The sequence below is a fragment of the Planktothrix pseudagardhii genome (assembly GCF_904830925.1).
In the GTDB taxonomy this organism is placed as follows: Bacteria; Cyanobacteriota; Cyanobacteriia; order Cyanobacteriales; family Microcoleaceae; genus Planktothrix; species Planktothrix tepida.
In genome coordinates this window covers 42,778-52,993 of record NZ_LR882968.1, presented here as the reverse complement: position 1 = coordinate 52,993, position 10,216 = coordinate 42,778, and the positions used below count along the sequence as shown (strand labels likewise).

Below are 10,216 nucleotides of genomic sequence, written 5' to 3'. Positions count from 1 at the left end.
GATAGGAAGCAATGTATCCGAGTTTAACTTGCTCTAAAATTTTAGGGTATTGTCGGATAAGTTCATCGTAACGTTCTGCCGCTGATAGAGATTGAAGAGCAGTGACACGCTCTTGAGCCTCTATATAATAATGTTCAACCATTAAACGTCCTAACTTATTCCAAATTGGATCTTGAGTATAAAGGAATTGGATGTTTTCATAGCTGATAGATAACAATTTACAGTCGGAAACAACCACAATACTTTCAGAAGAGGGCTTGCGAGAAATAAAGCTATAGTAACAACTGATAACTTTTCCCTCAAATCCAAACCAGGATGTTATTTCTTTTCCATCTCTGTAATAGAATGCTCTTACCACTCCTTCTCGAAGAAAATGCAAATAATTTGAAACTTGCCCTTGTTCCAATAAAACCGTATCCTTGGGCAACTCTTGAGGCTTTATCAACTTGCTAAGTTCCCCTTGTTGTTGAGGATTGAGTTTAGTAAATTGGTTGATGGCATTAAAGAATTTTTCGTACATTCTGGAAGTGACTCACAACGGCTTTGCTAGTAGTTTAGCAGTACCTTTTAAACTTTCTGATGTTTAATAGTGCTTCTAGGGATTCATCGGTTAATCTGCCCTACAGGCGACAGTCCTAACCGATTTTTAAACTCCTTCCTCTTCAATGTAAAGTTTTGTAACGAATCAGATAACCGTGGACGCTTCCCCTGAAAAGCAAATAGAGAGAAAGTTAACTGCTTTCACTCCAAAACCCTACATTGGAGATACAAAATGAAAACATTAATTTATTGGTTAATGGGGGATAAAGCGGGTCGGGTATTAATTAGTTCTTGGCATTGGTTATGGGGTTTACCGATACAATCTAGTAACACAATAGCGGTAGAAGTGGCGGCTGAATCCTTAGCTTCGATGCAACAATCGGTGATTCAACTAACACAAACTATATCAACCGTAATGGCAGCCTATCAACGCGCTAAACAGAAATATGAAATTAAAGAAAAAGAATTTTATGCCTTTGAACAACAAGCAGCCATTGCTTATCGTCAAGAAAATGAACAAATGGCTCATTTAGCCATGAGTAAGGCAATTTTAATTGAACAATTGTTACCTGAATTAAAAGCTCAAGTCATACAAGCTGAAAAAGTAGTGATGGCTGCTAAAGATAAGTTAAGCCGAGAACAACAAAAGTTAGAAACCTATAAAGTTCATCTGCAAAATCTTAAAGATGTATCAGAAATTAATGAAGCTTTAGCCGCGATCGCTAAAGCCAATACAGACCTCAAAATAGATGCGGCTTGCGAACAATTTGAAACGGCTAAATCTGCTGTAGAACGAAGAAATTTACAAATTTCTGCTCAAGTTGAACTTTCTGAATCTAGTATTAATCAACTCGAATCTAACCTCACAAAAATGGCGTTAGATGAAGAAATTATTCAGCGTTTGCAACGATTAGCGAGATCAGAATCTAATTAACATTACTTAACAACTATCTAATTAATCAACTCGGAGAAATTATGAGTCAGTCCAAAGGTTCATCGATCAAAAGAAATAGTCCTCCTCCTATTGTTTTTATCCTTGCTTTTCTAGCTTTCTTAGGAGGAAGCTATTGGTTTATTTCTCATCAAAAATCAGATTCTTGGCAACAGCATAATAATGCTCAACTTTCAAATTCTGTGAATAATTCGACAGGAACAGAACGGATGAGCATAGGAAATGGATTGTTAATTTCTGCCGATGCAAGTTCTGAAAAGAAAGCAGGAATTCAAGCCTTTTCTCAAGGTAATTTTGCCCTAGCTGTTAATCAATTTAAAGCATCTCTGCAAAAACGGAAAAATGATCCAGAAACCCTCATTTACCTCAATAATGCTCAAATTGGTAACAAACCTGCTTATAAAATTGCCGTGAGTGTTCCGATTGGGAGTAACTTAAATGTAGCTCAGGAAATTTTGCGAGGAGTTGCACAAGCGCAGGAGCAAATTAATCAGAATGGAGGAATTAATGGTACTCCTTTATTGGTTGAAATTGCTAATGACGAGAATAACCCAGAAATTGCTAAAGAAATCGCCACAAAGTTAGTTCAAGACTCAAACGTTTTAGCCGTCATTGGACATAATGCTAGTGATGCTTCTTTAGAAGCTGCTCCAATTTATCAAAAAAGTCAATTAGTTGCAATTACTCCTACCAGTTCGGCTCAAAATTTAACAGAGATTGGCGATTATATTTTTCGTGCTGTTCCTAATAATCGCTTGGTTGCGGAAAGGTTAGCACGTCAAATTGTTAAAAGCGATCGCAAAACTAAAATCCTGGTTTGTTCTGATGGAAAAGCCAGCGAAAAAATCTATTTTCAAAAGATGTTTATTTCTGCTATTGAAGCGGAAGGTAGTCAAGTTGTTGATACAGTCTGTGATTTTGCCGCTCCAAATTTTAATGCAAATGCTATCGTTTCTGCTGCGGTTGCTAATGGTGCAGAAGGAATTTTACTCAATCCTCATATTGATCGCTTTGATCCTTCAATTGCCATAATTAAAGCCAATAAAGGGCGTTTAACCCTCTATGGCACATCCACATTATATACTTTTAAAACTTTGCAAGAGGGACAAGAAAATGTCAATGGCATGGTGTTAGCCGTCCCTTGGCATCCTGATAGTAGCGTTGATAATTCTTTTGCAGCAAATGCTCAAAACTATTGGGGCGGAACCGTTAATTGGCGCACAGCAATGGCTTATGATGCCACACAAGCAATTATCGCAGGTTTGCACCAAAGTAACACACGGGAAGGTTTAAAACAAGCATTACATAATCCTGAATTAAACGCTCAAGGTGCGAGTGAGATTGTTAAGTTTTCACCTTCAGGAGAACGCTTAGGAGATAGCACATTAGTTCAAGTACAACCCCGTTCATCCGGTTATGAATTTGTGTCGTTACAACAATAATTTTTTAGAGGCGGGTTCAAGACACTCTTCAAAACCCATCAGAAAGTAGATTAAACCTGCCTCATCCCGTTTAGAGAACTGGTCAACTCAAATTAGAGGTTCAAAACATGAAATTAGGTGAAATCTTGCTAAAACGAAAGTTAATTTCTCAACATCAATTAGAAGTGACTTTATTCCAACAACGAACAGACTCTAAAAGAATTGGAGAATTGTTACTCGAAAAAGGTTGTATTTCTGAAAAAGACCTGACTACAGCGTTAAAAGAGCAGCAATGGCGTCATCAAGGATTTTGGGTTATTAATTAATCAATTCTCTTGCAAATCTAATCAAAGTATGGATACTTTCGATGACCAACTCCAAGCCCTCATCATTAAGACCTGTAGCTATCCTAAAGGCAGTTTAGAACGACAGCGAGGACTCAATCAAATTGTGAGTCAAATTCAACAATCTGGCAAACTCTTTAGAGGCGCAAAAACAGCCCACTATGAAGATGCACTGCAACAAACTTGGTTATATTTTTGCCGAAATCTCTGTGAAGCGACAACTGGAGATTGTTATAATCCCAACCAAGCCAGTGTGACAACTTGGCTGAATGCTTACCTCAAAAGGAGACTTCAAGATATTCAACAAAAAATAGCACAGGAACAATTAATTGTGGCAACTTCTCCCTTATCTAATGAAGATGAATGTTTTGATCCCGTCGATAATTTACCCGCACAACCGACTGCACCTCCGATTTTAGAAGAAATTCGAGACTGGTTAGAACAAGAAAAACGTCAACTTAGTCGAATTCATGTGCGTAATCGCCCTGATATTAACTGCTATATTTTGATTCAATATCGCTTACCACCCGAAACTTCTTGGGAAGCATTATCTCAAAAATGGGGTGTCCCGATTCCCACCTTAAGCAATTTCTATCAGCGTGAATGTTTTCCTCGTTTACTTAACTTTGGCAAATCACAAGGTTACTTAGACTAAATCTCAATCTGAGTTCAACTTTCCTTTTATATTTTTTTGACTCTTAGCGAATTATGGCTTCTTCAATCGAACATTTAACCCTAACGATTCCCATTACCCAAGCGGCAATAAATACAGCCGATAAATTTTCCCAAGAACAACCGAATTCTGAAAAAGCAAGACAAGTTTATCTCAATACTTTAGCCGTGTTAGTGGTTCGAGACTACTTAGAAATGTTGGAAATTTCCACAAATTTGAAAACCAGCTATAGCTGGAACCCCGTTGGTCGTTTATGTGGGAATATTGCCGATCTCGATATTCCTGAAGTCGGACATTTAGAATGCCGTCCTGTTTTAATGAATGAAAACATTTGTTATGTTCCGCCTGAAGTTTGGTGGGATAGAATTGGCTATTTGGTTGTGCAATTAAATGAATCAAAACGAGAAGGCATTCTCTTAGGTTTTGCCTCAACGGTATCTTCTACAGAACTGCCTCTCAATCAACTTCAATCCTTAGAACATTTATTAATTCGGTTGCACCAACAACCTGTTACAGTTATTCAACTGAGTCAATGGTTAAATCAGATTTTTTCCGCAGGTTGGCAGAGTTTTGAGGAAATCTTGGGAACAACAGAAACCAATTTAACCTTTGCCTTCCGAAGTTCTAATGTTCGGGTTATTTCCTCTGAAAATACCCAACAACTGATTGAGCAAATTTATAGCAGTCAAAATGAAGAACAACGAAAAATAGCTGCTCAAAATTTGGGTTATTTGAATACACCTGATCCTGAAGTTATTGCTGCTTTAACCCATCTTCTGTACACAACAACGGATGAAGAAACCCGATGGTCAGCCGTTGAAAGTTTATGGATACTTGACCCTGAAAATCGAGACGCAGGAGTTAAACGGATTAAGGATTTAGGAATGCAGTTAGAGGGTCATGAAGTTGGCTTAATGGTGGCAATTTTATCTTTTGAACCGGGAGAAAGTTCTGTGCTTTTACGGGTTTATCCAATGGCAAATCAAACCTATTTGCCTTCAGGTTTACAGTTGACGGCGAGGGACGACATGGGTAATATTTTCTCAGAAGTGACATCCCGAAAAGCCGATAATTACATTCAATTAAAATTTACGGGTCAACTCGGAGAACAATTTAGTGTTAAAATCAGTTGTGGGGAAGCTTCTATTGTCGAAAGTTTTATGATTTAGGCAAAATTTAGACTAATGGAAAAACAATGGTCGAGCAGTTAGTCATTTTTAAAATTGGTGAGGGCAATTTTGAACAAGGGTTCCCAGTGACTCTGCAAATTCGCGAAAAAGAACAACTTCCGTCACTAGAAATTACAGGAAAGTTACCACCTTTTCCTGAACTTCCTCAGCTTTATCGTCAATGGCAAGCGACATATCGACAAATGGGAGGAATGCGAATTAAAGTTCCTCCAACCCAAGTTACTCATGTTTCCTATGTTGAAACCTGTGAAGATTTAGGTCGAATTTTATGCGATCGCTTAAATCAATGGCTCACTTCTGAACCCTTCCGAAGAGTTAGAGAAACCTTAATTGAAAATTTACAAAAAAATCAAGAAATTCTCATCTTGGTTCAAACTCAAGATGCTTTAATTCAGCGTTTACCCTGGAATTTATGTGAACTTTTTGAACGCTATCCTCGTGCTGAAGTTGCTTTAGCAGCACCCGATTTTAAACAACCATTATCCATCCCCATCCAAGGAAAAATTAAAGTTTTAGCGATTTTAGGAGATAGCCAAGGGATCAATACCCAACTGGATCAACAGTTACTTGAAAAAATTCCCGATGCAAATTTAACGTTATTGGTACAACCGCAGCGTCAACAATTGAATGATCTTTTATGGAAACAACAATGGGATATTTTATTTTTTGCGGGTCATAGTTCAACGGAAACTGAGTCAGAAGTCGGTCGAATTTATATTAATGAAACCGAAAGCTTGACCTTAGAACAGTTAAAATATAGTTTAAAAACGGCTGTTGATAAAGGTTTAAAATTAGCAATTTTTAATTCTTGTGAGGGTTTAGGGTTAGCGCGATCGCTCTTCGATTTACAAATTCCTCAAGTCATTGTCATGCGGGAACCTGTACCGGATCAAGTTGCTCAAAAATTCTTAAGCTATTTCCTAGAAACTTTTGCTAAAAATATTCCCTTTTATTTAGCTGTTCGTAAAGCTAGAGAACAGTTACAAGGATTAGAAGCTCAATTTCCTTGTGCAACTTGGCTCCCGGTTATTTACCAAAATCCGGCTCAAAAACCTTTAACTTGGCTGCATAAAAATTCTAAAATTAATCGTCGTATCTGGATTTTATTCAGTGGAATACTTTGTACAAGTTTAGCATTAATTGGCTTAAAAATCTTTTATTCTCCTCCCTCAAAATTGCCCAATCCAACCTCTAACCGGATCAGCGTAGGGGATAAGATTTTAGTTCCAGGTGAACGGAATTCTTATAAACAAAAAGCAGCAGAAGCTTTTTCTCACGGAGATTTTGCAACAGCAATTAAAAACTTTGAATCAGCTTTACGGGTCAATCGGAATGATCCAGAAGCTTTAATTTATCTCAATAATGCCAGAATTGGAAATCAACGTGCTGTTAAAGTTGCTGTGAGCGTTCCCATCGGTCAAGAATTAAATATTGCCAATGAAATTTTGCGAGGTGTAGCTCAAGGTCAAAACGAAATTAACACCCAAGAGAAAATACAAGGACTTCCCTTAAAAGTTGAAATTGCTAATGATGAAAATGAGCCTGCGATCGCCCAAGAAATCGCCACTGAGTTTGTTAAAGATTCAACCGTCATTGCTGTTATTGGACATAATGCCAGTGAGACATCTTTAGCAGTGGCTCCCATCTATCAGCAGGGAAAATTAGTTATGATTTCTCCCACGAGTTCCACCAATCAACTATCGGGTTTTGGTCGTTATATTTTTCGGACGATTCCCAGTGTTCGCTTTATGGTGAGTCCGTTAGTTCAATATGTTTTAGAAGATCAACAGATAAAAAAAATAATTATTTGTTTTGATTCCCAAGCGGTTGATAATTCATTTAAAAATGAATTTGTGAGTGAAGCGGCTAATCAGAATCTGGAAATTGCTCAGATTCCTTGTGACTTTTCCGATCCGAATTTTAATCCAATTACAGTTATTTCTCAAGCCCTGAATGCGGGTGCAGAGGGTTTACTATTGGCGACTCATATTGAAAGAATTGATTTAGCCATTGATGTAATGCGAGCCAATCAGAACCGATTGAACGTTTTTGGAACTCACTCCCTTTATACTGCCAGAACATTACAACCGGGAGAGAAAGTTAATGGTTTAGTGGTTTCTGTACCTTGGCATCCAGCAGTATTTGCTGATCATTCTTTTGTAGAAAATGCCATGAAAACTTGGGGAGGAGCCGTAAATTGGCGGAGTGCAACCGCCTATGATGCAACTCAAGCCGTGATTACAGCATTAAAACAAAGCCAGACTCGTGAAGGTTTACAGCAAACCTTATCCAAGCCGGATTTTTCTGCCTGGGGTGCAATGGGTGAGATTGAGTTTTTACCATCGGGCGATCGCAAAGCGACAGGAATTTTAGTTCAAATTCAACCCAACCTAACTGGAACAGGTTATGAATTTGTTCCTTTATTGAATTAAAATTGAAAAATTCCTTGACATATTCAAACACTTCAAGAAAGCTAGGTAAAATTAGCAAACGTTATCAGGTGATCAATTCCTCAGAGATACAACCCACTGGATTCACTCGGATCACAATGCAGATACTTGGAGGTAATCGCCACATCGGAATGGCCCAATGTCTGACTCACCAATGCAATTGATGCTCCAGCTTTGAGGCTATGGCTGGCGTGGGCATGACGCAACCAGTGGGCTGACGCTTTTACCCCAATTCGTTTGGCGGCAGCATTAACGATTCGGGTTAAATGTTCACGGCTGATTCGTTTCCCGCTTCGCCCTGGAATCACATAATTATCGGGTTGCTGTCGTAACCTTTCGAGTTCATAACTTAGGGACTCTGGGATGCGGATGTAGCGTGTCTTTCCCCCTTTGCCGAAAACGGTTAAAACGCCATGATTTAAGTCTTTCCATTGCAAAACTGCCAATTCGGAGGCTCGGATTCCGGTGTAGTAAAAAATTTTGAGGACTAACTGATTGCGTGAATCGGATTCTTCCTGAATCATTCGGATTACCGTTGGCTTATCCAAAATTCTATGACTCAGTTCGTTTTTTGCTTGGGGGGATTTAATCACCAGTGCAATGTTGAAGTTAACGATTCCTAGTTTCGCCACAAAGGAAAATAAGCTTTTCAATCCGGCGATGTATGTCCGTTGGCTGCTTTCTTTAAATTGGCTTAGTTCTTCGTCAATAAACCCTTGCAAATCTTCTAATTTGAGCCATTGAATCGGTTTGTGATTGCAATAAGCCATAAGCCGTTCCGCCACACGACGATAGCTGGCGACAGTTTGGGGACTTTTGCCATGCAACCACAGCGCCAGGATTTTCTCGTTGGCAATGGCATCAGTGGCTTTGACCACCGGGGAAACTGATTGACCTTTTGATGAAATTTTCTTGAGCATTTCATCTGGTTTTGATCAAGATAATGCCATCATCCCATGAATCTCGTCACATTACGTTTCTAATGTGATGTGGAGTAGAAGGATTGAACCCCAAACTGTCGCCAGCCTACCTCATGAAATTATTTTCAGAAGGGTAAAGGATTAACCCAGCCAAATTCTGCACAAAACTCGCGGCGGGATGCTGACCTGTCTGTAATTCATCAAATACCCCCTGCGGAATCACCACTTTCCCAAAAATTTGAGGCAATAAATCAAGAAGTTCAACCTTAGCTAATTCACTAATGGGTGTTGTATCAGACACAATAATCATTTAAGAACCTTTGGGATTCAAAATCAATTCAGCTTGTTCAACTTCTTGGCGTAATTCCTCCAACTCCTGCGAATCATCAAAAATAGAAATTCCCCATTTATTCATAATTTCAATCAGGTCTAATCGAGAAACCCCCATAATTTTGGCAGCCCTACCACTGCTAATTTCTCCTATCTCCAATAAAGCCAGAACATACCCCTGTTTCGCTTTTTCTAAAGCTTTTTCTCGATTCTCAGCCGAAAGCTGAATATTTTCTAACGCTTCATCAGCAATTGTTAAAGCCATCCTCAAACTCTCCCAACTCTCCAGTTATATTTTAACCTTAAACCCCAAACCCTCAATACCGCATCCAGATCTTGTTCATAAGCGTTATATTTTCCCATTACATAGCCTCCCAATCTTCAATTTTTAACCCTTCAATGCGGCTAAATTCCCTAACATTATGAGTCACTAATATTAAATTATTCGCTAAAGCAATAGAAGCAATTTGGAGATCATTTGAACTAATCGGAGTTCCAGCCTTAGCTAAATCAGCCCGAACCTTTCCATAAATTTCGGCACAGGAATCATCAAACGGTAAAGAGACAAACTGTGACAGAAAAGATTTTTGAAGATTTAAGTTTTTTTTCGGGTTATTACTTTTCATAGAGCCATAAAATAACTCCGCTTTAACCACAGAACAAACCGCTATGCTTTCCGGTTCTAAATTATTAATATAATTATTAATATTCTGTGACCTCCCCTTCAGATACAGGATAAAAACATTTGTATCTAGCAAATAAACTAAAGAATTATTGCTCATCAATAACCTCAATTAAAGCCTCATCTATATCATCAGAAATTCCTAGCTCGTCTTCTACAAAGTCGAGATCAGGACAAGCGCCATATAGATTAAGTATTCCCCCAGAGTGAAGCCTATTGTTTTGTTTTAAAAATTCCTTGACTTCAGCATCAGAAAAGAAATTGAGGATCTCTTTTAGCTCCTCAAAATTAATCAATCCTTCCTGGAAAGCATCTAACACAAGATTAGCAATAATCTTTTGTTGTAAATCTCCCCATTGCTCTCCTATTTTTTCCGTTAACTGCTCCGGTAAATTAATGGTAAGTTGCATAAATTTCCAATTTCTCAATTCTACAGTTATATTCTATCCTTAAAGGCATTAACAAGGACTTTTCCACAAACGCTCGGAATGCAGCCAGATCGCATCGGTATGCTTTTTGGGAGTGCTGACTTTTAGAATGCAGCCAGAGGTCTATCAACTGGCGCTTGTTTTTGACTTCGGCTAGTTGCATCAAGGGTGCAATTCATCGGATTACATCCACTGTCAATACTCTTCAGCCTATAGTGATCTGTTCCTTCTGACAATCAGGGATGTGGAGAGATTAGATTAAAAACGGAGTGGTCGCGAGCGCAAA

At 38.5% G+C, this 10,216-nt stretch carries 12 protein-coding genes; 6 read left to right on the top strand and 6 right to left on the bottom strand.

From position 1 onward, the window contains the following. The coding region (locus NMK36_RS28700) for a Crp/Fnr family transcriptional regulator (RefSeq protein ID WP_254175315.1) at positions 1–520 on the bottom strand (520 nt) is incomplete at its 3' end. Between the two features lie 252 nt (positions 521–772). Here NMK36_RS28700 and NMK36_RS28695 point away from each other — a divergent pair. The 6 genes from NMK36_RS28695 (at position 773) to NMK36_RS28670 (ending at position 7,552) form a co-directional block, all read left to right on the top strand. Beyond that, positions 773–1,474 (top strand): PspA/IM30 family protein, encoded by a 702-nt coding sequence (locus tag NMK36_RS28695; RefSeq protein ID WP_254175313.1) that lies wholly within the window; start codon positions 773–775, stop codon positions 1,472–1,474. Positions 1,475–1,515: 41 nt separating this feature from the next. Further along, positions 1,516–2,934: an ABC transporter substrate-binding protein gene (locus NMK36_RS28690; protein WP_254175311.1), complete on the top strand. Its 1,419-nt coding sequence runs from the start codon at positions 1,516–1,518 to the stop codon at positions 2,932–2,934. 107 nt (positions 2,935–3,041) lie between these two features. Next, the gene (locus NMK36_RS28685; protein ID WP_254175310.1) at positions 3,042–3,239 is read left to right on the top strand and encodes a hypothetical protein; all 198 of its coding nucleotides are present in this window, start codon (positions 3,042–3,044) and stop codon (positions 3,237–3,239) included. A 28-nt stretch (positions 3,240–3,267) separates the two neighbouring features. Further along, a complete protein-coding gene (locus tag NMK36_RS28680) occupies positions 3,268–3,912 on the top strand; it encodes a sigma-70 family RNA polymerase sigma factor (protein WP_254175308.1) in 645 nt (214 codons plus the stop codon). Positions 3,913–3,965: 53 nt separating this feature from the next. After that, a complete protein-coding gene (locus tag NMK36_RS28675) occupies positions 3,966–5,099 on the top strand; it encodes a DUF1822 family protein (protein WP_254175307.1) in 1,134 nt (377 codons plus the stop codon). Positions 5,100–5,125: 26 nt separating this feature from the next. Further along, positions 5,126–7,552, top strand: a complete 2,427-nt coding sequence (locus NMK36_RS28670; RefSeq protein ID WP_254175306.1) for an ABC transporter substrate-binding protein — start codon at positions 5,126–5,128, stop codon at positions 7,550–7,552. 80 nt (positions 7,553–7,632) lie between these two features. Here the strand turns inward: NMK36_RS28670 and NMK36_RS28665 are convergent, their stop codons facing one another. The 5 genes from NMK36_RS28665 to NMK36_RS28645 form a co-directional block, all read right to left on the bottom strand. Continuing rightward, positions 7,633–8,490 (bottom strand): tyrosine-type recombinase/integrase, encoded by an 858-nt coding sequence (locus NMK36_RS28665; RefSeq protein WP_254175304.1) that lies wholly within the window; start codon positions 8,488–8,490, stop codon positions 7,633–7,635. Between the two features lie 106 nt (positions 8,491–8,596). Continuing rightward, positions 8,597–8,800, bottom strand: coding sequence for a hypothetical protein (locus NMK36_RS28660; RefSeq protein ID WP_254175322.1), 204 nt, complete (start codon positions 8,798–8,800; stop codon positions 8,597–8,599). Further along, the gene (locus NMK36_RS28655) at positions 8,801–9,085 is read right to left on the bottom strand and encodes a UPF0175 family protein (RefSeq protein ID WP_254175302.1); all 285 of its coding nucleotides are present in this window, start codon (positions 9,083–9,085) and stop codon (positions 8,801–8,803) included. It lies immediately after the preceding gene. 97 nt (positions 9,086–9,182) lie between these two features. Next, positions 9,183–9,602 (bottom strand): type II toxin-antitoxin system tRNA(fMet)-specific endonuclease VapC, encoded by a 420-nt coding sequence (vapC, locus tag NMK36_RS28650; RefSeq protein ID WP_254175301.1) that lies wholly within the window; start codon positions 9,600–9,602, stop codon positions 9,183–9,185. Then, complete coding sequence (locus NMK36_RS28645) at positions 9,592–9,912, bottom strand: hypothetical protein (protein WP_254175299.1); 321 nt, start codon at positions 9,910–9,912, stop codon at positions 9,592–9,594. Before NMK36_RS28645 ends, vapC begins: the two co-directional genes overlap by 11 nt. Positions 9,913–10,216 lie beyond the last annotated feature (304 nt).

Coding starts and splice junctions, on each gene's coding strand:
- NMK36_RS28695 (WP_254175313.1), top strand. CDS start 773: ATGAAAACATTAATTTATTGGTTAATGGGGGATAAAGCGGGTCGGGTA.
- NMK36_RS28690 (WP_254175311.1), top strand. CDS start 1,516: ATGAGTCAGTCCAAAGGTTCATCGATCAAAAGAAATAGTCCTCCTCCT.
- NMK36_RS28685 (WP_254175310.1), top strand. CDS start 3,042: ATGAAATTAGGTGAAATCTTGCTAAAACGAAAGTTAATTTCTCAACAT.
- NMK36_RS28680 (WP_254175308.1), top strand. CDS start 3,268: ATGGATACTTTCGATGACCAACTCCAAGCCCTCATCATTAAGACCTGT.
- NMK36_RS28675 (WP_254175307.1), top strand. CDS start 3,966: ATGGCTTCTTCAATCGAACATTTAACCCTAACGATTCCCATTACCCAA.
- NMK36_RS28670 (WP_254175306.1), top strand. CDS start 5,126: ATGGTCGAGCAGTTAGTCATTTTTAAAATTGGTGAGGGCAATTTTGAA.
- NMK36_RS28665 (WP_254175304.1), bottom strand. CDS start 8,490: ATGCTCAAGAAAATTTCATCAAAAGGTCAATCAGTTTCCCCGGTGGTC.
- NMK36_RS28660 (WP_254175322.1), bottom strand. CDS start 8,800: ATGATTATTGTGTCTGATACAACACCCATTAGTGAATTAGCTAAGGTT.
- NMK36_RS28655 (WP_254175302.1), bottom strand. CDS start 9,085: ATGGCTTTAACAATTGCTGATGAAGCGTTAGAAAATATTCAGCTTTCG.
- vapC (WP_254175301.1), bottom strand. CDS start 9,602: ATGAGCAATAATTCTTTAGTTTATTTGCTAGATACAAATGTTTTTATC.
- NMK36_RS28645 (WP_254175299.1), bottom strand. CDS start 9,912: ATGCAACTTACCATTAATTTACCGGAGCAGTTAACGGAAAAAATAGGA.